The sequence below is a fragment of the Halomonas sp. HP20-15 genome, from assembly GCF_033446685.1.
GTDB lineage: Bacteria > Pseudomonadota > Gammaproteobacteria > Pseudomonadales > Halomonadaceae > Modicisalibacter.
In genome coordinates this window covers 212,311-235,458 of the sequence record NZ_JAWQLY010000007.1, presented here as the reverse complement: position 1 = coordinate 235,458, position 23,148 = coordinate 212,311, and the positions used below count along the sequence as shown (strand labels likewise).

The following is a 23,148-nucleotide window of genomic DNA, read 5'->3' as shown; positions in this document are numbered from 1 at the left end:
CGCGGAAAGCCGACAACAAGGGGCGGTTCAGCGCGGCGGCGGGCGGCGCACCGGCATGTCGACGCCCTTCCAGCGCCGGTAATCGGCCAGCGCCGCGTCCACGCGGGTCAGCAGCCAGCCGACGATCACTACGTCGTCGACCACCCCGATCAGCAACAGGAAATCGGGTAGCAGGTCGATTGGCGAAACCAGATACACCACGGCCAGCGCCATCCAGCCGATTGCCGACCAGGGCACCGGGCGATAGCGCCCACGCAGGACATCGCTACACATGGGTACGAACAAACGCATCGCCCGCGCCATCTGCGCCAGCGCGCCGCCGCGTCTTTTGAGACGCGCGGCGATGTTCCATGCCTTGAATCCCGCCATCTCGATCTCTCCTTGTGTCGCACGCCGGACCGCCGAATAGTACATGGACACCAAACAACACTACTCAAGTGCAGCGCTATCGGCGAGGATGAGGCAGTCCGTATCCGATAGGCAAGCATGAACGAGGAGTCGCCGATGCCTTTTCGAGTTCCCCGCCGTGGACTCGCGCTGATTAGCGCACTATTGCTGAGCCTGCCGGCCCTCGCCGACGAGGCCGCCGACCGCGCCATGCGCAATGCGCTGGAAGCCGCCCGCAACCATCAGTGGAACCGCATCGATCAGGCCGCCATCGACGACCATGTGCTGGCCGGGTATGTCGAGTATCACCGCCTGCGCGAGCGCCTGCCCAACGTCGACCCGGCGACCGTCAACGCCTACCTGACGCGCTATGCCGATTCGCCGCTCGGCGACTGGCTGCGCGGCATCGCCGAGATCGAGTATGGCCGGGCCGGACGCTTTAGCGACCTCCTCGCGGTCAGTGATGGCGAACCCCGCGGCACGATCCGCCAATGCTACTACTACACCGCCCTGCTCGACCGCGACCCGGCCGCCGCCGCCGCAGGTGGACGCGAACTGTGGCTCGCCGGGCGCTCCCAGCCCAGCGAATGCAATTCGCTGTTCGACACCTTGCGCGCGCGCGGGGAGATCGATGGAAAGGCGATCTGGCGGCGTCTGATGCTGGCCTGGGAGGCCGGCGAAACCGGGCTGATGAATTATCTGGAAGGCCAGTTACCCGCAGGCTGGGGCGGCGCCAAGGAAGCCCTCGAGCGGCTGCGCAAGGATTACTCGGCCATCACCCGGGTGCCCCGCGACGTCGGCCCCGACGGCGCCAGCACGACGCTGTTCATGGCGGCCATGCACCAGTTCACCCGCGCCGATACCGAAGCCGCGCTCGAAGCCTGGCGCAAGATCGCCCCGTATCTGGCGCTCAGCGACGCCCAGCGGCATACCATCGAGAAAGACCTGGCGTTCTACTCGATGGCCCGCGAGATCGTCAACAACCGCGCCTGGGTGGACGCCAACCTGGCCCGGCTGGCCGACGGCGACCTGCTCGAACTGCGGGTGCGCCGCGCACTGGCCGAGCGCGACTGGCAAGGCGTCATCGACTGGGTCCACGCGATGCCCGACGACCCGCGTCAGGATGCCCGTTGGCAGTACTGGCTGGGCCGCGCGCTGGACGAGCTAGGCGACGAGCAGACCGCGGCGAAGGCCTTCGCCGCCGCCGCCGATCAGCGCAGCTTCTACGGCTTCGCCGCTGCCGACCGGCTCGGCCGGCCCTACGCGCTCAACCGTCACCTCGCCGAGTTCAACGACGCCTATCGCCAGATGGTCGATGACTGGCCGACGGTTCAGCGCACCGAAGCGCTGATGCGTATCGGCGAACCGGGACTGGCGCGCAGCGAGTGGTACTACGCCTCGCAGCAGGCCAGCGAAGAGCAGGCCCGCGCGCTGGCCGACTACGCCCTGCGCCGGGGCTGGTACGCGATGGCCGTTCAGACCACGATTCTCTCTGACCAGTGGGACGCGCTCGATTGGCGCTTTCCGCCGGCCTACCGGGCCAGCTTTCGCGAATGGGGCGAGCGCGCCGACGTCGACCCGTTTCTGCTGATGGGCATCGCGCGTCGCGAAAGCGCTTTCAACCCCCAGGCACACTCGCCGGTCGGGGCACGCGGGCTGATGCAACTGATGCCGGGTACCGCCGAGCACGTCAGCGATCGCCATGGCTTCGACCGGCCCAGTCCCGAGGAGCTTTATCAGCCCGAAAGCAACATCCGTCTGGGCAGTCATTACATCCGCGAGATGATGGACCGTTACAGCGGCAACCGCTTGGCCGCCGTCGCGGCCTATAACGCCGGCCCGGGCCGGGTCGATCGCTGGCTGCGCGAGGCGCCCCGTGAGTTCGACCTGTTCGTCGAAAGCATCCCCTATCGCGAGACCCGGGCCTATGTACAGGCCGTGCTCGCCTACCGGGTGATCTTCGCCAGTCTGGCCAACGGCGGCGACACCCAGGGCATCGCCATGCTCGACGACAGCGAACGCCAGCATCGTTACGACGCCTCGCTGCTGGCCCGCAACTGAATCTTTCGAAGGTGCCGAAGCCGTCCGGCTCGGCCTGTGCGGCAAAAAAACGGGGGTGGCCAATGGCCACCCCCGTTTGCATTTCGCTAACCGTCGCGCTCAGTAGCCGCGCTGCCTGTAGCGCTCGGCCTGACGCTGGTCGCTAGGCCGCCGCCGACCGTATGAACCGTTGGCGACCTTGCCGCGCCGGCTGCGAATATCACCTTTGGCCATCTGTCACCTCCGTGTACCGCTGAAGTGTCGAACCGCCCGTAGGCGATTGCCCCTCAGTGTGGTGACCGTCCGGCGCTTGGGTCAAGAATCAGGGTCAAGTCGCAGCGGCATTCGTCTCAGGCCCGCGAGCGGCGGCGAATCGGCGCGTCATCGCTGCTGCGACGACGTGCCGGACGCTCCGTCGGCGCGCCCTGGTCCTCGGCGATCTCCAGCGCCTGGCCGGCGACCCGGGCACGCGCCATCTTGGCGAGGATCGAGGTCGGCAGCGAACTGGGCAGCTCGACCACCGAGAAGGCGTTGCGGATATCGATGCGACCGATACGCGCGCCCTCGATACCACCTTCATTGGCCAGCGCGCCGACCAGTTGGCCCGGCTTGACGCCGTCCTTGTGGCCCACCGAGACACGATAGCGCGTCATGCCCTCGCTGGGACCGCTGTCACGGCGGCGCGGCGGCTTACCGTCGCGCGGCGAGCCATCGCGATCGTTGCGTGCGCCCGGCTTGGGCAGGCGACCGATGGGCGCCTCGTCGGCACGCGCCATGGCGGCGAAGGCACAAGCCAGTTCGACCGGGTCCTGGCCTTCGTCGATCAGTCGCTCGATCAGGCTACGCTGCGCGTCCGCACCGGCGGTCAGCGCGCCAATGACGCGCTCGCGGAAGCGCTCGTCACGATGACCGCGAATCGCCGCTTCGTCGGGCAGTTGCGTATCGGTCAGCGTCTGGCCGGTGGCCTGCTCCAGCCAGCGTACCTTGCGGGTCTCGCGGACACCGGCGAAGGTGATCGCCACACCCGAGCGCCCGGCACGACCGGTACGCCCGATGCGGTGCGTATAGGCCTCGCTGTCCTGCGGCAGATCGTAATTGATGATGTGAGTGATGCGCGGCACGTCGAGACCACGGGCGGCCACGTCGGTCGCCACCAGCACGTCGATCTTGCCACGCTTGAGCCGGGTGACGGTACGCTCGCGCAGGCTCTGGTCCAGATCGCCCGACAGCGCCGCGGCATTGATACCGCGCAGGGTCAACTGCTCGACCAGGGTGGTACAGGCGGCACGGGTGCGCACGAAGACGATCGCCGCATCCACCGGCTCGACTTCGAGAATCCGCGACAACGCTTCCAGCTTGGCACCGCCATCGACGCGCACCAGGCGCTGGTCGATGCTCGCCGCGGTGTCGGCCCTGGACTCGATGGCCACCTTGACCGGATCGACCAGGTAGCGATTGACGATACGCTCGATCTCGGCCGGCAGCGTCGCGGAGAAGAACACCCGCTGGGCATCCTTGGGCGTATCGGCGACCACGCGCTTGACGTCGTCGATGAAGCCCATGCGCAGCATCTCGTCGGCTTCATCGAGGATCAAGGCGGACAGACCGTCCAGCTTGAGGCTGCCGCGATCGAGATGATCGATCACCCGGCCGGGGGTACCGACGATCACCTGCGCACCGCGGCGCAGCGCGCCGAGCTGCTCGCGATATTCCTGGCCGCCACACAGGCTGGCCACTTCCAGGCCCTTGAGGTTCTGGCCGTACTTGGTGAACGACACGGCGACCTGCTGGGCCAGCTCACGGGTCGGCGCCAGCACCAGCACCTGCGGCTCGCGGCGGGTCAGTTCGAGTTTCGACAGCACCGGCAGCGCGAACGCCGCGGTCTTGCCGGTACCGGTCTGGGCCTGGCCCAGCATGTCACGGCCTTCCAGCAGCGCAGGAATGGTCTGCGCCTGGATCGGCGAAGGATTCTGATAGCCCAGGGTTTCCAGGGCGGAGAGCACAGCAGGCAGCAGTGCCAGGTCGCCGAAGCTCGGCGAGGCGACAGAAGTCGAGGTCATATCACACCTTGAGTAGCCGGCAGTCACCGGCGGGAAATTGTCGTGGCACCGTGTCGATTGCGGCTGTCGATCAAATCGTCGACAACGTGACAGGTACCGGGTCGCACCTGCATCCTGTCCGCTTCTCTAGCGTCACCGCGGAATGCGGAAACGGACGAACAGTGTGGCGACCTTGCACGCCGGAGCCGAGTCGGCAACTGTGGCGTTCCATCAATGCACCTGGCGCTCGAGGCAGTCGCTCGTCGAGTCGAACTGCGCGCCTTGCGAGAGAAACGTCCCCTGCCCGTTGGCATTTCGATGGGGGCGAATCAGCTGGATGGTGGGGTCAGCACATGCGAGGAGCAAGCATGCTACCATCGTCGAGTAGGGTTTGCCTACCCCTTTTCCATTCGCCGCCTAATTATCCGACCGGGAGAGACCGATGCCCAGCCTGTGGATCGATGCCGATGCCTGCCCGCGCGCCGCGCGGGATATCCTGATCCGCGCCGCCGAGCGCACCCGGACCACGGCTTGGTTCGTCGCCAACCATCAGGTGCCTCTGCCGCCCTCGCGCTGGGTCAAGCCGCTGGCGGTCGCCAGCGGCTTCGACGCCGCCGACAACGCGATCGTCCGACGCATCGAAAGCGGCGATCTGTTGGTTACCGCCGACCTGCCGCTCGCCCTGGAGGCGATCGACAAGGGCGCCGAAGTCATGACCAATCGCGGCGAGGCGCTGACCCCGGACAATATCCGCGCCCGCGTGCAGATGCGCGATTTCATGGAAACCCTGCGCGCCAGCGGCGAACACACCGCTGGCCCTAGCGGCTATGGCGACAGCGAGCGTCGCGAATTCGCCAACGCCCTGGATCGCTGGCTGGAGCGCCACGCCAAGAAGTCATGAGGCTTCGGGCTTCGGGCTTCGGGCTTCGGGCTTCGGGCTTCGGGCTTCGGGCTTCAGCTTATGATGCACCAGCGCCGCCATCCTGCAATCTTACTGCTCGTAGCCCGTAGCTCGTAGCTTCAGCCCTTCTCGCGAATGCCTCGCCCCGGTAGGCGCTCGCGGTCATGGGGGCGCTCGAGATCGAGGATCGGCCCCTTGGGCACGATACCCGTGGGATTGATGGTGGCGTGGCTGGCATAGTAGTGGCGCTTGATATGGTCGAAATCGACCGTCTCGCCGACTCCCGGCCATTGGTACAACTCGCGCAGGTAGTTCGCCAGGTTGGGATAGTCGGCTATACGCCGCAGATTGCACTTGAAATGCCCGTGATAGACGGCATCGAAACGCACCAGGGTGGTAAATAGCCGGATGTCCGCTTCGGTCAGCCATTCCCCGACCAGGTAACGCTGCTCGCCCAGGCGCGTCTCCATGCGCCCGAGCGCCTCGAACAGGGCCGTTACGTGTTTGTCGTAGACGTCCTGCTCGGTGGCAAACCCGGCTTTGTAGACCCCGTTATTGATGTGATCGTAGACATCAGCGTTGATCGCTTCGATGGTCTCTCGCAGATCCTCGGGATAGAGATCCAGGGTGTTGCCGGTCAGCTCGTCGAAGGCGCCGTTGAACATGCGCACCAAGTCGGCCGACTCGTTGTTGACGATGCGTCGGGCTTGCCTGTCCCACAACGCCGGTACGGTGACACGGCCGGTATAACGGCCATCGGTCAGCGTATAGAGCTGATGATGATAATCGACGCCATTGATGGGATCGCCACTGGAACCCTCCGCCCGATTGTACGTCCAGCCCTGATCGAGCATCAGCGGGCTGGTATGGGAGACGCCGATCAACCCATCCAGCCCCTTGAGCTTGCGCAGGATCAGGGTACGGTGCGCCCAGGGACAAGCCAGCGAAACATAGAGGTGGAAGCGCTCGGCTTGAGCCTGTATACCCGGCTGGCCATCGGGCCCGGGTCGCCCGTCGGGTGTCACCCAGTCGCGCAACTTGGCCGACTCTCGAACGAACTCCCCGCCATGCGCCTTGGTGTCATACCATTGGTCGTGCCATTGGCCTTCGATCAACAAGCCCATCGTCGTCTCCTGAATATCGGTTAGCCATTTCCTTCCAGCTTAAACCGATTCATTCGACGCTACTCTGCAAGTTTTCCGCCTGTTCTTTCGAATAAAACGAATCGTCATTGATGGGACAACAGGCATTGACGGCCTCATGCAGCGCCTGAGCCATGGCGTGGGTCGCCGGCCCGGCCCGGTCGCGATCCTGGAAGATCAATTGCATGGGGACCTCGCGTATGCCTCCCGCAGCCAACGGCAACGGCTTGAGACGCCGTGCGGCCAGCGCTTCCCGAATGCGTGTTTCGGGCAGCCAGGCAAACCCCAGCCCACGCTCGAGCATGTCCAGCGAAGTCGCCAAATGGCCGACCGTCCAGCGCTGCTCGGCCTTCAACCAGCCGGCATCCATCGATTGGCGCAAGGCCGAATCGCGAACCACCAGTTGACGATGCTGGATCAGATCGCGCAGATCGAGAGTGCGTGCCAGGGCGTGCAACGGATGAGCGGGATGGGCCACGGCGATGAACCGCAGGGTCACCAGGGGCTCGCCCAGAAAGCCCTGGGCGGCGAGCCCCGAGATCACCAGGTCCACACGCTTGTCGTAGAGCATTTCGACCCCACCGTTGAGCACCGTTTCGTGAAGCTGGATGCGTACGTGCGGGTAGCTGCGGGAAAACTGCTGAAGCGCTTCGGCCAGCGCATCGGGTGGGAATATCTGATCGACCGCCAACGACACTTCCGCTTCCAGCCCCGCCGCCATACCCTCGGCGACCTCTTCCAGGGCCGCGGCGTTCTCGATCAGTTGACGCGCCCGGCGCAACAGCATCTCGCCTGCATCGGTGAGCCGCACCTGACGCCCGACCGGCTCGAGAATCGACACCCCAAGCTGCGCTTCGAGCTTGTGAACGGCGTGATTGAGCGTCGAGGGGCTCTTGTGGATCGCTTCGGCCGCACGGGCAAAGCCGCCATGATCGACGACCGCTGCAAGCATCTGCCATTGAGCCAGGGTCACTCGTGACATTTTCGTTTTCCTCGAATGAAGAAGGCAAAACTATGCGCTTATTCTTCGAAAAAGTCGTCCTACAATGCAATCATTGCAATTAAAGCGAGGTAAAGACGATGTCACAGCGCACAATCAACCGCCTTGTTTCCAGCCACCCCAGCCAGGACGGCGACGGCGTCAAGATTTCCCGCATCCACGATTTCGGTGGCGGGCTTGATCCCTTTCTAATGTTAGACGAGCTTGGTTCGGAGCACCCCGACGAATACATCGGCGGGTTCCCACCGCATCCGCATCGCGGCATTCAGACACTGACCTACGTCGTGCACGGCGGATTGATGCATGAAGACCACCTCGGCCATAGCAGTTCCATTGGCAGCGGCGACGCCCAATGGATGCATACCGGCCGCGGCATTATTCATTCGGAAATGCCGATGACCGATCATGCCGGGCTCCATGCCTTCCAGCTATGGATCAACCTGGCCGCGCGTGACAAGCTCAGTCCGGCTACCTATCGTGATATTAAGAGCGATGAGATGCCGCGTCTGGAGGAGGAAGGCGGCGAGCTCAGCGCACTGGGCGGGCACTGGGCGACGGCGACTCATGCTGTCGACGGACCGCTGGATGAATTGGCGGGGCAGGCTGGAATCGCCCATGTCCGCCTTGCCCAGGGAGCGACGCTAACGTTGAAACAGGATGCGCCGACCTTGCTGGCCTATGTCTTCGAGGGCGAATTGCAGATAGCCGGGGAAACAGTTTCAGCGCAGCGGCTGGCAAGCTTGGGTGCGGGCGAAACGCTGACACTGTCCAGCCACTCAGGCGCGCAGGTACTGCTCTTGGCTGGTCATCCACATGGCGAGCCGATCGCTCACTACGGCCCTTTCGTGATGAATCAGCGCGAGGAACTCGATCAGGCATTACGCGATTATCGCGACGGCACCTTGGCCAAGTGATAAAGTCTTGTCCAATCCGTGATAAAGTTTTTGCAAAGAAGGAATTATGTAGCTATTCAGTAACCGGTTGTTTATGTAGAGTAGCCGTTGGCTAGAAGTTTAAAGCCTGTACACCTGTACAGGCTAGGCAGGCTATATGGCATGGGTTATGGTGCATGGGTTTTTTCCTCCATTTACATGCACCTAGGCCCTTTATGTTGCGAATTTTCCATTCGCTGCCCCGCACGCACAAGTTGCTGCTGTTACCCGTCGCCACCATGGTTACTGTGCTGGGCACGCACAAGATTTTGGCCGTTTCAAACGAAACCGATATTACTACCGGCACGCCTAAACAAGTCAGTCTCGCCCTTGCCGTTCCAACTTCGGCAGTCGATACCCAGGCTCTGGATCAGGCCGTACCCAAGAGGGCTCAGTCGTCCAGCTCCAGCATTATCGGCCGGGACATTCCCCTGATCGCCCTGACGGCTCAGGAAGTCGTCGACCTGAATTTCATCGAAACGGCCCAGGCCCGTGAAACGGATCCCTCTGCCGATCTCACGGTACTCCAGCCTCAAGCGCCTCGTGCAGTGGCCAACGCCCCCACGCAGCCGGCACCGGCTTCGCAGCCCCCCGCCGATGAGATCGCACTCGACGCTCAGGCGCTACACATTGCACTGCAACTGTTCGACGACCCGGAACAGGATCTCATCGGGGGTACCTCCTACGAAGACCTGTCCACGGACCCCATGATTCTCGACGGCGACGAAGTCGAACTCGAGAACGAACTCGTGGCCAAGGAAGAGTTCGTACCCCAGTGGGAAACCTATACCGTTCAAAAGGGCGATACCTTCGCCGTCATGGCCGAGCGTACCTTTGGTCTCGGCTATAGCGAAGTCCTGCGCCTGCTGGACAGCCTGCCGAACGACGAGGCACTGACGAACTGGCGTGTCGGCGACAATATCGACTTCCAGCTCGATGAAGAGGGTCAATTGCTGGCCCTGCGAGTGATGAACGATGCCCGCTCGGGATATCTCATCGAGCGCAACGCAGAGCAGCAAACATTCGACATCGCCAATATCGAGAAGGCCGGAGAAGCCACCCAGCGCCTGTTTGCGGGCACGGTTAGTGGCAGTTTCGCCGGTTCGGCAGGCGCCACCGGGCTCTCATACAGCGAGGTGGCAGAACTCAGCAACCTGTTGTCGAAGAAGATCGACTTCCGTCGCGACACACGCCGTGGCGACCATTTCCAGGTGCTGGTCGAAGCCGACATGGTCGAAGGCAAGACATTGGACTCGCGCATTCTGGCGGCTCGCTACGAAGGCGAGCGGACCGAGCTGACGGTCGTCCGCAATCCGGAGGACGACCGTTTCTATACACCGGACGGCCAAAGCCTGGACCCGGCCTTCGACCGCTACCCGTTCGAAGGTCACCATCGCATCAGCTCGCCGTTCAACCTGCGTCGCCATCACCCGATAACCGGGCGCATCAGTCCGCACCGCGGTACGGATTTCGCCATGCGTACCGGCTCCGTGGTGGAAGCGCCCGCGGACGGCCGCGTCATCAAGACCGCCTTCCAGGCCGGCGGTGCGGGCAACTACCTGGTCATCCGCCACGACAACGGCTACAAGACCCGCTACATGCACTTGTCCAAGAGCCTGGTCAAGGAAGGCGAGCGGGTGACGATGGGCCAGAAGATCGCGCTGTCGGGCAACACTGGCGGAAGCACCGGCCCTCACCTGCACTACGAAGTCATGGTCAACAATCGCCAGGTCGACGCCATGCGCGTCAAGCTGCCTGAAAACAAGAGCCTGTCTGGGCAGGCATTGGCGTCATTCAAGCAGCAATCCGAGCAACTCCTGGCCAAGCTCGAAACCAGCGGTGGCGCTCAGCTGGCTCGCGCCTCGACGCCCAGTAAGAGAAACCCCGACGGTAGCTGACAGCATGGCCGCGCTGTTAACGAAGACGCCCCGCATCGCGGGGCGTCTTCGTTTCCGCGACTGCGCTCAAAGTGCCAAAGCCCCATTCGGGGCTGGCTTGCACTGTCTCTTCTAAGACTTCTTGCCCACAGCGGCGATCAGTTCCTGGGCCAGTTCATGAATCGTCATGCGACGATTCATGGCCGTCGTGCGCAGGTGCTGATAGGCGGCATCCTCGCCGCAGCTGCGGTTTTCCATGAGCAGCGTCTTGGCGCGATCGATGGCCCGTCGCTGCGCCAGGCTCTCCTGGGTGCGCGTCAGCTCGCCCTTGAGCGCACGATGCGCCTCGAAGCTGGCCACGGCCACATTGATCATCGAGCGCACCAGCGCCGGCATCACGCTGTCGACGACATAGGCGCTGATCCCCTCCCGGGCGGCCTGCCGGGCCAACTCGGGAGTCTCCTCCTCGGCCAGCATGATCATCGGCTTGGGAAAGCGTCGCCCCAACTGGCCGAGATGTTCGAGCGTATTGCGGCTGGGCAATGCCGCGTCGACGACCACCGCGTCGGGCTGCAGACGATCCATGGCCGTGTAGAGGTCCTCGCTCTCGTCGACGGTCGCCACCACATCGAAGCCCGCCTCGACCAGTCCCGGGTCCAACGCACGAGCACGCTCGGCCCTGGCATTCACGATCAATACCCTGAGGGTCATGCCCTTCCTCGCCTATGATGATCTCTATTTCGAAGTCATGCACGAATCGAGCCAGCCCCCGGCCCGCTGACCATTCGCCGGCAGAACCGTACCGGAATGACATTGCGCCTCTTCATGGCGCCTTCTCATAGTGCAAACGCCTCGGCGGATGCGCCAAAGCGGCGCTTCATCGATGCGATGGAGCCGCCGACAGCCCTCAAACGGGACGCAAATGCCTGAAAGAGAAGCTGCGCTGAATGTTGGCACGGCTGATGCAGTACTCATTGCAGACAGACGTGGACCAGGCTTGCCCGCGAGCACGAGTGCGTCGAACCCGGACCTTCAATGGCGAAGGCCCATGATTTCGCGTTCGGCACCGACTCGATGAGGACCGCCTTATGGACATTCGCAACAAAGCCAACAGGATCCGCCTGTTCAGCGTCAAGAGTCCGCAGATGCGGGCCTTCCATCTCTCGTGGTTCGCCTTCCACATCTGCTTCTTCGGCTGGTTCGGCATCGCCCCGTTGATGGCGGTGGTACGCGACGATCTCGGCCTGACCAAGACCCAGATCGGCAACACCATCATCGCCTCGGTAGCGATCACCGTCATCGTTCGCCTGGCGATCGGTGTGCTCTGTGACAAGATCGGCCCGCGCAAGGCCTACACCTGGCTGCTGTGCCTGGGCTCGCTGCCGGTGATGATGATCGGCTTCGCCGACAGTTTCGAAAGCTTCTTCCTGGCGCGCCTGGCGATCGGCGCGGTTGGCGCCTCGTTCGTCATCACTCAGTACCACACCTCGGTGATGTTCGGCCCCAATGTGGTGGGCACTGCCAACGCCACCACCGCCGGCTGGGGCAACTTGGGTGGTGGCACCACGCAGATACTCATGCCGCTGATATTCGCCGGCATCATGATGCTCGGCGTGGAAGCCACGCTGGGCTGGCGCCTGGCGATGGTTGTTCCGGGCATCGTGCTGCTCCTGACCGGCATCGCGTACTACTACCTGACCCAGGACGCCCCGGACGGCAACTTCGAGGAGCTCCGTGAGCGCGGCGAACTGCCGCGTGCCGAGCAGGAATACGGCATGCGCAGCACCTTCGGCGCTGCCGCCAGGGACATACGCGTGTGGGCGCTGTTCGTGGTCTATGCCGCCTGTTTCGGTGTCGAGCTGACCATCAACAACATTGCCGCCATCTACTTCTTCGACAATTTCGAACTCGACCTGGCCACCGCCGGCCTGATCGCCGGGCTGTTCGGCCTGATGAACCTATTCGCCCGCACTCTGGGTGGCGTGTTTTCGGATCTCTTCGCCCGCCATGGCGGACTCAGGGGTCGTGTGCGCTGGTTGTTCATCGCCATGTTCTGCGAAGGTATCGCGCTGATGTTCTTCGCCCAGATGCAAGTGCTCGCCGTGGCCATCGGCACCATGCTGGTATTCAGCCTGTTCGTGCAGATGGCCGAAGGCGCCACCTTCGGTGTGGTGCCTTTCGTCAACCGTAACGCCCTGGGCGCGGTCGCCGGCATCGTCGGTGCCGGAGGCAATGCCGGGGCCGTTGCCGCCGGCTTTTTGTTTCGCGCCGAATCGCTGAGCTATCAGCAGGGCCTTTTGTACCTGGGCATGGCGGTCATGGTGGCGTCTTTCTTCACGTTCCTGGTGCGCTTCTCGCCGCAGGTGCTCGCCGAGGAGGACGACGCCTACCGCGCTGCGTCCGATGAGGGCAACGCCACTGCCGGCCTGTCGCTTCGCTGAAACCTGACCCGTGCAAACCACGAACGCCGCTCTTCGGGGCGGGGTTCGTTACTGCGCCTCGGCTCATTTCGCCGGCAACCGCTCCGGCAACAACGACCGAGGCAACGTGACGGTCAGTCCCAGCAGCAAGAAGGACAACGTCTTGCCGTGGCCGTCGAGATTGAGTGCGCCATTGACGCCGCCCTGGAGGACGTCGTCGATCACCAGATTCATGCCGGCCAGTCCCGGCATCGGGTAGCGCCGCACCCGGCTCGCTCCGCGATGGGCGAATAGCGCCAATACCCGCGGCTCGGTGATCTGCTCGAGCAATAGCGAATAATGACGCGGGTCGTAGGCGAACAGCGAAAGGTTGAGACGATCGCCCTTGTCGCCGGCGCGGGAGTGGGCGAGCTGGTGCAGCGTGACGGTGACGCCATCGCCCCCGTCATGCGCTGCGCCGAATGGGGCGTCACTCATGGGCGGCATCCTCGTAAAGGGAAGCATGGGCCGTGACATCGTCACGTCTGACCAAAAACGATGCGGTATGCACGCGGCGCTGAAAGTGCCGCCGGACTCCGCCGCCACCGGCAGGACCGGCACAGTACAGGGCCAAGAGTTCCTGGGTGGCGCGCTCGACCCAGCGCCGCTCGGCGTGCTCGCAAGCCAGCCGCACGCGATAGTCCCCCGCCGGGTTGGCGTGCTGGTCTTGCTGTCGCAGACGACCCAGGTCGTCATCGAAAACGCTCATGTGGCCGATGATGTCCAGCCGCTTGCGCAACTCGGCGGGTGCCCTGAAGCGCAGCCGTTCGTGCAATATCGACACCGCCAGGCGCGCCCGGGCCAGCGCGTTGGGACCGGCGTAGGAAATCTCGGCTTCGCCCTGCCAGCCACCGTCGTAGCAAACCGTGGTCTTGAGCCGAGCCGGCGCCGGCTTGCCCCGGATACCGAGAACCTCGACCCGGTCCCGCCCCAGCTCGTTGACCACCACGTGCGTCAGGTCGACGACCACGTCGGGCGTCAGGTAATGCGCCGGATCGTGCACTTCGTAGAGCAGCTGCTCCTTGACGGTACGCGCATCGATGCAGCCGCCGGTACCGGCCGGCTTGGTGATGACCAACCGGCCATCCGCCTCGACCTCGATGATCGGATAACCGAGGGTCGCCAGCTCGGCGACCTCCTTGAACCCCGGGTCGGCGAAATAGCCACCGCTCACCTGTGCCCCGCACTCCCCCAGATGACCGGCCATCATCCCCGCGGCGAGCCGATCCCAGTCGTCCCACGCCCAGCCATGGTGGCGAACCAGCGGCGCCAAAAACAGCGCCGGATCGGCCACCCTGCCGGTCACCACCACATCGGCGCCCCGCTCGAGCGCCTGGACCAAGGGCGCAGCACCCAGGTAGACGTTCGCCGAAATCAGCGACTCGCCCATCGGCAGCGCACGCGTCTCGGCTTCCCAGGGTTCGAGGTCGAGCGACTCGAGCCGGTCGCGCACGTCGTCGCCGTGAACCTGACCGATGCGCAGCCCCGTGCAGCCCTGGCGCGCCGCCAGCTCCCGGACCACGCGGCAGGCACCGGCGACATTGGCGGCGCCGAAGTTACCGAGAATGGCGATTCCGTGACGATGGCAGTCGGCGAGGACCGGCTCCAGCAGCTCCTCGAGAAGCGGCTCGAAGCCGGCTTGCAGGTCCTCGCGCATCGCCCGGTGGGCGGCCGCCAGCGTTCGCTCCCCCAGCGTCTCGAAGATCAGCGCGGCTGGCTGACCGCGGCGGATCAGCTCCGCAACCACGGGGGGTGCCGCATCGGTGCGATCCCCGGAAAATCCGGCCCCGCTGCCCAGCAGAAAAGTCATGACCGACCCTCCCCGGGGGGCCCGCCCACTGCGCTCCGCGTGCCGTTCGACAGAGGCCGGCGGCTACGCTGGCGCGCGTAGAGACCGCCGAGCGCCAGCATCGATGCCAAGGTGGTCGCCCAGCCCGGAGTCAGCGCCAGGACAATGACGACCAGCAACGCCAGGGCGTCCAGCGTCCGGCTTCCGGTCAACGCGGTGCGCGCCATCAGGGTGGCGAAGGCGATGACGAAGACCGTGCCCTGACTGGCCGCCAGCAGGATGTCGAGCCACCCGCCGAAGCCGGCCAGCGCCGGATAGATCAACAACAGAAAAGGAATCACGTAGATCGCCGCGGCCAGGCGCATGGCCTCGCCGGCTGCCGGTAGCCAGCCGGTCTGGGCAATCCCCGCGCCGACGAAGACCGCGACACACACCGGAGGCGTGATCACCGACAGCGTCGCGAAGTAGAAGACGAACAGATGGGCGATCAACGGCTCGACGCCGATCTCGGTCAGCGCCGGCGCCAGCACCGACGCGACCAGTACATAGGCCGCCGTGGTGGGAATTCCCATGCCGAGGATCAAGCACACGGCACCGACGATGAGCGCCACCAGGAACATCGATTGACCGCCCAGGTCGACGATCAACCCGGCCAGGGTGACACCGATCCCGGTCAAGCCGATCATCGCCACCAGTATCTGCGCCCCGGCCAGCAGTGCGCCGATGATCACCATGCCCTTGCCGGCATCGATCAATCCCGCGAGCAGCTTGGCCGCGACGTCGCGCATCCCCGCGCCACCGGCCAATGCGAAACCGGTATAACTGACGACGGTCATCAAAATGCCGAAGAAGGCCGCCGTCTGGATCGAGCGGCCACTGAGCACTCCATAGAACAGCCCGGCGAGCGCAGCGAGCACCGGCACCAGCCGGCCGGGGCGCAGGACCTCCCTCCAGGGCGGCAGCTCGTCTTCCGGCACGACCTGCAACCGACGGCGTCTAGCCACCAGGTGAATGGTCAGGAAGACTCCCAGGTAGAACAGGATCGCCGGTAACAGCGCGGCCAGGGCGATCCGCACGTAACTCTCGCCGATGATTTCGGCCATGATGAAGGCCGCCGCACCGAGGATCGGCGGCGCCACCTGGCCGCCCGTCGATGCCACGGCCTCGACCCCGGCCGCGAAGGGCGCCGGATAGGACAGCCGCTTCATCATGGGAATGGTGAAGTTGCCCGTGGTCGCGACGTTGGCCACCGCGCTGCCGCTGACCATCCCGAACAACCCCGAGGCGACCGTTGCCACCTTGGCCGCCCCGCCCGGCGAACGCCCGCTGATGCGCAAGGCCAGGTCCATGAAGGCCTGCCCGCCGCCGGTGTGCAGCAACAGGCAGCCGAACAGCACGAAGGCGGCGATCGTCGTCGCCGCCACGCCGACCAGCATGCCCCAGACACCCAGATCACCGAGATAGAGCGTCTCGGTGACGAAGGCCAGACCGAAGCCCCGGTGCCCCAGCGCCCCGGGGATCAGCGAGCCGAAGAACGCGTAGGCCAGTCCCGCCAGCACCAGCAGCGGAAAGATCGCCCCGATCGCGCGACGCGACAGGTCGAGGATGGCGACCAGCAATACTCCGGTCAGGGCCATGTCCCACGGGGTGGCCCACGGCAGCTCGGTCAGGATCCGCTGATGGTTGAGGACGACGTAACCGCATGCCACGCAGACTCCAACGGCCAGCACCAGGTCGATGGCCACGCCCAGGGGACGCCAGCGGGTGCCCGCCGCCAGCGGATAGATCGTCAATCCCAATAGCAGCACCAGGGCTAGAAAGAGCCCACGCTGGACCAGACTGGCAAAGGGCCCCATCGCCGAGGTGTAGAGAATCAACCCACCCAGTGCCAGGGCCAGGCCCGTGGTCAGCCGCTTGCGCATGTCGAATCGCACCTCGCTGCTCACTCGACCGGCTTCAGGGCGTCGGGGATCTCGAGCCCCTGCTCACGATAGTAGCGGGCCGCGCCGGCATGGAGCGGCACGCTGCCCACCTGCAGGGTCATTTTCGCCATGTCGGCACCCTTGATCGCGGAGAAGGCGTTGGCCTGAGGTTCGGGATTTTCCATCACCGCCTTGACGATCTGGTAGGCGGTTTCCTCGTCGAGGTTGGGATTCGCATGCACCGCCACGCCGAACGCCCAGGTCGTGTAGGCGGGCACGTTCTCGGCGGCCCCGGCCGGCACGTCGACGACGGCCACGTCGGGCATTTGTTCGCGTAGCGTCGCCGCCTGGTCGTCGCTCAATCCCAGGACGGTGATCGGCGTGAAGGTTGCGATATCCATGGTCGACCCATCGAGACGATCGCCGACACCGGATTTGACATAGCCGGCGATACGGCCGTCCTTGATGGCACTGACCACATCGCTGGTCGATCCACGAACGTAGTCGGGCTCGATGCCCAACGTCTTCATGACCGCTTCGGTGGTGGCCTCGGTCGCCGAGCCGGTGATGCCCGGGTTGAGACGCACGCCGTCGAGCCCGGCGAGCTCGCTGACGCCGGCGTCCTCGCGCAGCACCACGTTCTGGGGCGCCACGGTGTAGACCCAAAGCAGCCGGCTATCGACGGCCCGTCCCTCGAACTCACCCTGCCCCTGGTAGGCGTGGTAGCCGGTATTGGTCGTCACCAGGCCCAGGTCGATCTGATCGCGGCTCAGCCGGCGCAGGTTGTCGACCGTTGCCCCGGTTTCGGCCACCGACGAGCTAACGCCTTCGACCTGGTTGTTGATGATCTGGTTGACGGCAACGAAGTAGCTGTAATGGCTGGATGAGCTGGACGTCGATCCGATCAGCAGGCGCTGATCGGCGTAGCTGGCGGAACTGAATGCAAGCACGGCCAGGCTGGCCGCTGCCGCGGTGAGTAGCGTTTTCATGGTTGGCTCCGTGGGCCGCGCAAGGCCCTTGTTGTTGTAGGAGGCGCCTCTGGCGGGCACCGCTCATTGGCAGAGTCGCCCCGGACTTTTGTTTTGTATATTGAATATTTTTTAAGTTTTATTAAATTAAATAAATGAATCCCAGCATCAAACAGCTCAAGGCCTTTGTCGCCGTCGCCCAGTCACGCAGCCTCGCCGAAGCCAGCGAGCGCATTCACCTCTCGCAACCCGCCTTGAGCATTGCCATCCGCAAGCTGGAGGAAACGGTCGGCGGGCCATTGTTTGCGCGGACGACCCGTCAGTTGGCGCTGACCCCCGAGGGGGCCGCTTTCCTGCCGGTGGCGGTGCGCCTGCTGGACGACTGGGCGGAGGCTTTCGAGGATCTCAACGAACGTTTCCTCAAGGAGCGCGGCAAGATCACCCTGGCGGCCTTGCCGACACTGGCAGCCGGCCTGCTGCCCGGGCTCATCGCCGACTTTCGTGCGCGTCATCCGCGTATCAACCTGAGCCTGCATGACGTGCTCGCCGACGAGGTCAATCAACTGGTGCGCGAGGGGCGCGCGGACATGGGATTTTCCGTTGCCCCGCTCAATGCCGACGATCTGGTCTTCGAGCCGCTGATGGTCGATCGCTATGTGGCGGTGTGTCCCTTGGGGCATCCCCTGCTCGAGCGGAAGGCCGTTACCTGGTCGCAGCTTGCGGCCTATCCGTTTATCGGCATCAATCGACGCTCGAGCTCGCGTCAGGACATCGACGCCGTGATGGCCGAAATCGGCGCACGCCTGGATATCATCTGTGAGGCCAGCCAGATCGCCACCGTAGGCCGCATGGTGGCCGCCGGGGTCGGAATCAGCGTGCTTCCCTCATTGAGCTTTCGCCAGATCGCCGGCGAAGGCATCACCCACCGCCGGCTCATCGAACCCGACATCCCCCGCGAACTCGGCGTCATCATGCGTCGCCGCCACCCGCTTTCGGCTGCCGCGAGCGCCATGCTGGCGATGATCGACATTCCCCGAGACGGCCCGCGAAGCGTCGACATCTAGCCATCACGGGCACGGCAAAGCCACGCGCCCGGCACCGGGACGGACGCGTGGCTTGCTTGGCTGAACGCTCGGCGATCAGCCGTTGGCTTTCTCGGCAGCCGTGCCGGGTGCGGCCGTCCCGGGTACGGGCGCCGCCGCCGGCTTGCCGAGCAACTGGCTGGCAAGGTAGTAGACCACCGCGCCCAGCGCCGAGCCGGTGAACCAGCCGTAATCGTAGAACCAGGTCCAGGCACCCGTCGCCAGCGAGAAGATGGTCAACGCCACCGGCACGAAGAAGGCGATGAAGCCCGCCGGATTGTAGGCCGGGTACGCGGCGCCGTCCTTGTACAGGCTGGCGACGTCCAGTTGCTGCCGCTTGATCAGAAAGTAATCGACGATCATGATCCCGGCGATCGGCCCCAGTAGGCTCGAATAGCCCAGCAGCCAGTTGGAGTACAGGCTCTCGAGGGTCACGTCGGAGACGATCACGCCGGCTTTCTGCAGCAGGTCGTAGCCCATCAGCAGCACCCCGACCAGGCCGGTCATCAGCGTGCCGCGGGTCTGGTTGATCAGCTTGGGGGCGATGTTCTGGAAGTCGTTGGTGGGCGAAACGATATTGCCGGCGGTGTTGGTCGAGATCGTCGCGACGATGATGAAGAACATGGCGATGACCACCCAGAAGGGGCTGTCGATGCGCCCGATCAGGCTGACCGGGTCGGAGACCGTTTCGCCGACCAGCGACGCCGATGCCGCGGTCATCACCACGCCCAGCGAAGCGAAGAAGAACATGGTCAAGGGCAGGCCGATGATCTGTCCGACGATCTGATCCTTCTGGCTCTTGGCGAAACGGCTGAAGTCGGGAATGTTGAGTGACAGCGTGGCCCAGAATCCCACCATGGCCGTCAGCCCGGCGAAGAAATAGTCGTATACCGGCGCCCCCTCGGGACGCGACGGCGGCTGGCTCAGCAGTTCGGTCATCGACACGTGCGGCACGGCCCACACCATCAGCCCCACGGCGACGGCCAGCAACAGCGGCGCCGAGAGCGTTTCCAGCCACTTGATCGATTCGGCGCCGCGGATCACCACGTACAGGTTCATGGCCCCGAACAGGAAGAAACCGATGACCTCGCCGAGCCCTTCCAGCGCACGCCAGGGCGGGAAGATCGCCGCCAGCAACAGATGGATCGCCAGCCCGCCGAACATCGTCTGGATGCCGAACCAACCGCACCCCACCAGCGCCCTGATCAAACAGGGCACATTGGAACCACGAATGCCGAACGACGAGCGCAACACCACCGGAAACGGAATGCCGAACTTGGTGCCCGGGAAGGCGTTCAGCGTCAGTGGCAACAGGATCACGATGTTGGCAAGCAGGATAGTGACCAGCGCCTCGCTCACCGAGAGGCCGAAATAGGCGGTCAGGATGCCGCCCAGCGTGTAGGTCGGTACGCAGATCGACAGGCCGACCCATAGCGCGGCGACGTTCCAGCGCGACCAGGTACGCTCCTCGAGCCGTGTCGGGGCGATATCTTCATTGAAGCGTGAACTCTCGCGCACGTCGTCACCGACCTCGAGTTCGACGAGTTCGCCACGCTGCACCGAGCGTGAAATGTTTGCCGTCATTGTTGTTGTCTCCTCATGCGGCTGCCGACTCCCTTGCGGGAAGCCGTGAATATGTTTTGAACGCTGACCTCGCTTGCCGTCTCCTCGCAAGAAGCGTGCCCAATTCGGCGATTTTGCAGGCGCAGCGTCGTTGAAAGCCAGCCCGTCATTAACGTCCGCTTGCAACAAGTTATTGATTTTAATGAACACATCAAAACCTGCCCAAGTCGTCAACTTTCAATCCCTATGGCCAAGGTGATTCAGGCCACGGCCCTGGAAGATGATAGGCAAGCATCCTGACACTCTAGTCAATTTCCAAGAGGGTGCATAACAGCGTTAACCGCTGCCTCTCAACGATTCATGAATAAACATAAATTATTGTTTTAATTGTATTTAAACGAACACTCCCAGATGCACCCTGGAAGTGCGCTCTCTGCCCTTAGACCGGGAATGCTTTATTAATTAACGAGTTACCATCACTTAGAGCATCCCGGTAGAGTTTAAAAAACCACTTGCACGAATTCCCGATAAGCGACTAGCTTTCCATTATCCTGACTATACAGTCAGGTTTTTAATCAGAAGCATGACCGCTCGCAACGGGCACAACAACAAGCACAAGATGAGGAACGATTGATGGAAAAGGTGAAGATCGGCTTGATCCAGATGGCCCTGAAGACCGAGACCGACCTCGAGCCGGCCGCCATTCGCGACGCCATGAACGAGGCGCACTTGCCCTACATCGAGCAAGCCGCCGAGGCCGGCGTCCAGGTGCTGTGTTTCCAGGAAGTCTTCAACCAGCCCTACTTCTGCCCCAGCCAGGACAAGAAGTGGTACGCCGCCGCCGAGAAAGTCCCCGAGGGGCCCACCTGCCAGATGATGCAAAAGCTCGCGGCCAAGCATCGCATGGTGATCATCGTGCCGATCTACGAGGAAACCGTCACCGGTATCTACTACAACACCGCTGCGGTATTCGACGCCGACGGCAGCTATCTCGGCAAGTATCACAAGACGCATATCCCGCAGGTAGCCGGCTTCTGGGAGAAGTACTTCTTCAAGCCGGGCCAGTCGAACTGGCCGGTCTTCGACACCGCCTACGGCAAGATCGGCGTGTATATCTGCTATGACCGCCACTTCCCCGAAGGCTGGCGTGCCCTGGCGCTCAACGGCGCCGAGATCATCTTCAACCCCTCGGCGACCGTCGCCGGGCTATCGCAATACCTGTGGGAACTAGAGCAGCCCGCCTCGGCCGCCGCCAACGGTTGTTTCGTGGCCGCCATCAACCGCGTCGGCAGCGAAGCGCCCTGGAATATCGGCGAGTTCTACGGCTCCTCCTATATCGCCAATCCGCGCGGCCAGATCGAGGCCAAGGCCAGCGCCAGCGAGGACGAGCTGCTGATCCACGAGGTCGATCTGGCGATGGTCCGCGAGATTCGCAATACCTGGCAGTTCTTCCGCGACCGCCGGCCCGAGACCTATACGCGACTCACGGATGGCGAATAGCCAACAGCCCCGACAAGTACAAAGCGATAACTACAAAAGGTGAGAGACCATGACCATCCTGATCCGTGGCGGCACCGTCGTCACCCATGACGCCACCTACCGCGCCGACGTACTCTGCGTCGAGGGCAAGATCGCCGCCGTCGGCCCCGACCTCGAAGCCCCGGCCGATGCCGAGGTGATCGACGCCGGCGGCCAGTACGTGATGCCCGGAGGCATCGACCCGCATACCCACATGCAACTGCCGTTCATGGGCACGGTGGCCAGCGAGGACTTCTATACCGGCACCGCGGCCGGGCTCGCCGGCGGCACCACCACGATCATCGACTTCGTGATCCCGAGCCCCGGCCAGCCGCTGATGGAGGCCTTCAAGACCTGGCGCGGCTGGGCCGAGAAGGCCGCCAGCGACTACGCCTTCCACGTCGCGGTGACCTGGTGGGACGACAGCGTACACGAAGACATGGGCACGCTGGTCCGCGAGCATGGCGTCAACAGCTTCAAGCACTTCATGGCCTACAAGAACGCCATCATGGCCACCGACGACATCCTGGTGGCCAGTTTCACCCGCTGCCTGGAGCTCGGCGCGGTGCCCACCGTGCATGCCGAGAACGGCGAGCTGGTCTATCACATGCAGCAGAAGCTGCTCGCCCAGGGCCTCACCGGCCCCGAGGCGCATCCGCTGTCGCGTCCGCCCCAGGTCGAGGGCGAGGCCGCCAGCCGCGCCATCCGCATCGCCGGCACGCTGGGCGCGCCGATCTACGTGGTTCACGTTTCGTGCCGCGATGCGCTCGACGAGATCACCTATGCCCGCCGTCAGGGCCAGCCGGTCTACGGCGAAGCACTAGCCGGGCACCTGATGATCGACGACAGCGTCTATCGCGACAAGGACTGGGCCAAGGCCGCCGGCCACGTGATGAGCCCACCGTTTCGCAGCAAGGAGCACCAGGACGCGTTGTGGACCGGCCTGCAGTCCGGCAACCTGCAGACCACCGCCACCGACCACTGCTGCTTCTGCGCCGACCAGAAGGCGATGGGCAAGGACGACTTCACCAAGATCCCCAACGGCACCGCCGGGATCGAGGATCGCATGGCGGTGATCTGGGACGAGGGCGTCAACGGCGGTCGCATCTCGATGCAGGATTTCGTCGCCGTCACCTCCACCAACACCGCCAAGATCTTCAACATGTACCCGCGCAAGGGCGCGATCCAGGAAGGCGCCGACGCCGACCTGGTGGTCTGGGATCCCAACGGCACGCGCACGATCTCCGCCGAGACCCATCATCAGAACGTCGACTTCAACATCTTCGAGGGCAAGACGGTGCGCGGTATCCCGCGCCACACCATCAGCCAGGGCAAGTGGGTATGGCGCGATGGCAAGGAACTACACGCCGAGAAAGGCGCCGGTCGTTACATCGAGCGGCCCGCCTACCCCGGCGTCTACGACGTGCTCAAGAAACGCGCCGAGCGCAACGCGGTCACCGCCGTCGAACGCTGAGTCGCCACGCCCCCAGCAGTCAATAACAACGAACGACTCCCGCCAGCGGGCCCCA

General features: G+C 64.0%; 19 protein-coding genes. 8 read left to right on the top strand and 11 right to left on the bottom strand.

Annotation, left to right across the window (positions count from 1 at the left end; translation table 11 throughout):
- Positions 1 to 27: 27 nt before the first annotated feature.
- Positions 28 to 369: a YkvA family protein gene (locus R6258_RS11530; protein WP_318450368.1), complete on the bottom strand. Its 342-nt coding sequence runs from the start codon at positions 367 to 369 to the stop codon at positions 28 to 30.
- A 135-nt stretch (positions 370 to 504) separates the two neighbouring features.
- On the opposite strand from R6258_RS11530, the gene R6258_RS11525 reads away from it, so the two are divergent.
- Positions 505 to 2,448 (top strand): transglycosylase SLT domain-containing protein, encoded by a 1,944-nt coding sequence (locus tag R6258_RS11525; protein ID WP_318450366.1) that lies wholly within the window; start codon positions 505 to 507, stop codon positions 2,446 to 2,448.
- A 99-nt stretch (positions 2,449 to 2,547) separates the two neighbouring features.
- Here R6258_RS11525 and R6258_RS11520 read toward each other — a convergent pair whose 3' ends face one another.
- Together R6258_RS11520 and R6258_RS11515 are read right to left on the bottom strand one after the other, a co-directional pair.
- Positions 2,548 to 2,661: a 30S ribosomal protein THX gene (locus tag R6258_RS11520; protein WP_318450364.1), complete on the bottom strand. Its 114-nt coding sequence runs from the start codon at positions 2,659 to 2,661 to the stop codon at positions 2,548 to 2,550.
- Positions 2,662 to 2,777: 116 nt separating this feature from the next.
- A complete protein-coding gene (locus tag R6258_RS11515) occupies positions 2,778 to 4,487 on the bottom strand; it encodes a DEAD/DEAH box helicase (protein ID WP_318450362.1) in 1,710 nt (569 codons plus the stop codon).
- Positions 4,488 to 4,908: 421 nt separating this feature from the next.
- On the opposite strand from R6258_RS11515, the gene R6258_RS11510 reads away from it, so the two are divergent.
- Positions 4,909 to 5,367, top strand: coding sequence for a YaiI/YqxD family protein (locus R6258_RS11510; protein ID WP_318450360.1), 459 nt, complete (start codon positions 4,909 to 4,911; stop codon positions 5,365 to 5,367).
- Between the two features lie 119 nt (positions 5,368 to 5,486).
- Here R6258_RS11510 and R6258_RS11505 read toward each other — a convergent pair whose 3' ends face one another.
- Positions 5,487 to 6,491 (bottom strand): glutathione S-transferase family protein, encoded by a 1,005-nt coding sequence (locus R6258_RS11505; RefSeq protein ID WP_318450358.1) that lies wholly within the window; start codon positions 6,489 to 6,491, stop codon positions 5,487 to 5,489.
- 49 nt (positions 6,492 to 6,540) lie between these two features.
- A complete protein-coding gene (locus tag R6258_RS11500; protein WP_318450357.1) occupies positions 6,541 to 7,491 on the bottom strand; it encodes a LysR family transcriptional regulator in 951 nt (316 codons plus the stop codon).
- Positions 7,492 to 7,589: 98 nt separating this feature from the next.
- On the opposite strand from R6258_RS11500, the gene R6258_RS11495 reads away from it, so the two are divergent.
- Positions 7,590 to 8,423, top strand: a complete 834-nt coding sequence (locus R6258_RS11495; RefSeq protein WP_318450356.1) for a pirin family protein — start codon at positions 7,590 to 7,592, stop codon at positions 8,421 to 8,423.
- 194 nt (positions 8,424 to 8,617) lie between these two features.
- Positions 8,618 to 10,339: a peptidoglycan DD-metalloendopeptidase family protein gene (locus tag R6258_RS11490; protein ID WP_318450354.1), complete on the top strand. Its 1,722-nt coding sequence runs from the start codon at positions 8,618 to 8,620 to the stop codon at positions 10,337 to 10,339.
- 111 nt (positions 10,340 to 10,450) lie between these two features.
- Here the strand turns inward: R6258_RS11490 and R6258_RS11485 are convergent, their stop codons facing one another.
- Positions 10,451 to 11,029: an ANTAR domain-containing response regulator gene (locus R6258_RS11485; protein ID WP_318450352.1), complete on the bottom strand. Its 579-nt coding sequence runs from the start codon at positions 11,027 to 11,029 to the stop codon at positions 10,451 to 10,453.
- Positions 11,030 to 11,406: 377 nt separating this feature from the next.
- Between R6258_RS11485 and R6258_RS11480 the strand changes: the two genes are divergently transcribed.
- Positions 11,407 to 12,759 (top strand): MFS transporter, encoded by a 1,353-nt coding sequence (locus tag R6258_RS11480; protein ID WP_318450350.1) that lies wholly within the window; start codon positions 11,407 to 11,409, stop codon positions 12,757 to 12,759.
- Between the two features lie 63 nt (positions 12,760 to 12,822).
- Here the strand turns inward: R6258_RS11480 and R6258_RS11475 are convergent, their stop codons facing one another.
- The 4 genes from R6258_RS11475 to R6258_RS11460 are packed head-to-tail and all read right to left on the bottom strand — an operon-like array spanning position 12,823 to position 17,477.
- Positions 12,823 to 13,215 (bottom strand): hypothetical protein, encoded by a 393-nt coding sequence (locus R6258_RS11475; protein ID WP_318450348.1) that lies wholly within the window; start codon positions 13,213 to 13,215, stop codon positions 12,823 to 12,825.
- Positions 13,208 to 14,587 (bottom strand): acyclic terpene utilization AtuA family protein, encoded by a 1,380-nt coding sequence (locus R6258_RS11470; protein WP_318450346.1) that lies wholly within the window; start codon positions 14,585 to 14,587, stop codon positions 13,208 to 13,210. Before R6258_RS11470 ends, R6258_RS11475 begins: the two co-directional genes overlap by 8 nt.
- On the bottom strand, positions 14,584 to 16,488 hold the full coding sequence (locus R6258_RS11465) for a TRAP transporter fused permease subunit (RefSeq protein ID WP_318450344.1): 1,905 nt from the start codon (positions 16,486 to 16,488) through the stop codon (positions 14,584 to 14,586). Before R6258_RS11465 ends, R6258_RS11470 begins: the two co-directional genes overlap by 4 nt.
- A gap of 20 nt (positions 16,489 to 16,508) precedes the next feature.
- Positions 16,509 to 17,477 (bottom strand): TAXI family TRAP transporter solute-binding subunit, encoded by a 969-nt coding sequence (locus R6258_RS11460; RefSeq protein WP_318450342.1) that lies wholly within the window; start codon positions 17,475 to 17,477, stop codon positions 16,509 to 16,511.
- A 134-nt stretch (positions 17,478 to 17,611) separates the two neighbouring features.
- On the opposite strand from R6258_RS11460, the gene R6258_RS11455 reads away from it, so the two are divergent.
- On the top strand, positions 17,612 to 18,520 hold the full coding sequence (locus tag R6258_RS11455) for a LysR family transcriptional regulator (protein ID WP_318450340.1): 909 nt from the start codon (positions 17,612 to 17,614) through the stop codon (positions 18,518 to 18,520).
- 75 nt (positions 18,521 to 18,595) lie between these two features.
- Here R6258_RS11455 and R6258_RS11450 read toward each other — a convergent pair whose 3' ends face one another.
- Positions 18,596 to 20,122, bottom strand: a complete 1,527-nt coding sequence (locus tag R6258_RS11450) for an NCS1 family nucleobase:cation symporter-1 (RefSeq protein ID WP_318450339.1) — start codon at positions 20,120 to 20,122, stop codon at positions 18,596 to 18,598.
- 612 nt (positions 20,123 to 20,734) lie between these two features.
- Between R6258_RS11450 and R6258_RS11445 the strand changes: the two genes are divergently transcribed.
- Complete coding sequence (locus tag R6258_RS11445; protein ID WP_318450337.1) at positions 20,735 to 21,601, top strand: nitrilase-related carbon-nitrogen hydrolase; 867 nt, start codon at positions 20,735 to 20,737, stop codon at positions 21,599 to 21,601.
- Between the two features lie 49 nt (positions 21,602 to 21,650).
- Positions 21,651 to 23,093: a dihydropyrimidinase gene (hydA, locus tag R6258_RS11440; protein ID WP_318450334.1), complete on the top strand. Its 1,443-nt coding sequence runs from the start codon at positions 21,651 to 21,653 to the stop codon at positions 23,091 to 23,093.
- Positions 23,094 to 23,148: the final 55 nt, after the last annotated feature.

Coding starts and splice junctions, on each gene's coding strand:
- R6258_RS11525 (WP_318450366.1), top strand. CDS start 505: ATGCCTTTTCGAGTTCCCCGCCGTGGACTCGCGCTGATTAGCGCACTA.
- R6258_RS11470 (WP_318450346.1), bottom strand. CDS start 14,587: ATGACTTTTCTGCTGGGCAGCGGGGCCGGATTTTCCGGGGATCGCACC.
- R6258_RS11510 (WP_318450360.1), top strand. CDS start 4,909: ATGCCCAGCCTGTGGATCGATGCCGATGCCTGCCCGCGCGCCGCGCGG.
- R6258_RS11455 (WP_318450340.1), top strand. CDS start 17,612: ATGAATCCCAGCATCAAACAGCTCAAGGCCTTTGTCGCCGTCGCCCAG.
- R6258_RS11520 (WP_318450364.1), bottom strand. CDS start 2,661: ATGGCCAAAGGTGATATTCGCAGCCGGCGCGGCAAGGTCGCCAACGGT.
- R6258_RS11450 (WP_318450339.1), bottom strand. CDS start 20,122: ATGACGGCAAACATTTCACGCTCGGTGCAGCGTGGCGAACTCGTCGAA.
- R6258_RS11505 (WP_318450358.1), bottom strand. CDS start 6,491: ATGGGCTTGTTGATCGAAGGCCAATGGCACGACCAATGGTATGACACC.
- R6258_RS11445 (WP_318450337.1), top strand. CDS start 20,735: ATGGAAAAGGTGAAGATCGGCTTGATCCAGATGGCCCTGAAGACCGAG.
- R6258_RS11530 (WP_318450368.1), bottom strand. CDS start 369: ATGGCGGGATTCAAGGCATGGAACATCGCCGCGCGTCTCAAAAGACGC.
- R6258_RS11500 (WP_318450357.1), bottom strand. CDS start 7,491: ATGTCACGAGTGACCCTGGCTCAATGGCAGATGCTTGCAGCGGTCGTC.
- R6258_RS11465 (WP_318450344.1), bottom strand. CDS start 16,488: ATGCGCAAGCGGCTGACCACGGGCCTGGCCCTGGCACTGGGTGGGTTG.
- R6258_RS11475 (WP_318450348.1), bottom strand. CDS start 13,215: ATGAGTGACGCCCCATTCGGCGCAGCGCATGACGGGGGCGATGGCGTC.
- R6258_RS11515 (WP_318450362.1), bottom strand. CDS start 4,487: ATGACCTCGACTTCTGTCGCCTCGCCGAGCTTCGGCGACCTGGCACTG.
- R6258_RS11495 (WP_318450356.1), top strand. CDS start 7,590: ATGTCACAGCGCACAATCAACCGCCTTGTTTCCAGCCACCCCAGCCAG.
- hydA (WP_318450334.1), top strand. CDS start 21,651: ATGACCATCCTGATCCGTGGCGGCACCGTCGTCACCCATGACGCCACC.
- R6258_RS11480 (WP_318450350.1), top strand. CDS start 11,407: ATGGACATTCGCAACAAAGCCAACAGGATCCGCCTGTTCAGCGTCAAG.
- R6258_RS11490 (WP_318450354.1), top strand. CDS start 8,618: ATGTTGCGAATTTTCCATTCGCTGCCCCGCACGCACAAGTTGCTGCTG.
- R6258_RS11460 (WP_318450342.1), bottom strand. CDS start 17,477: ATGAAAACGCTACTCACCGCGGCAGCGGCCAGCCTGGCCGTGCTTGCA.
- R6258_RS11485 (WP_318450352.1), bottom strand. CDS start 11,029: ATGACCCTCAGGGTATTGATCGTGAATGCCAGGGCCGAGCGTGCTCGT.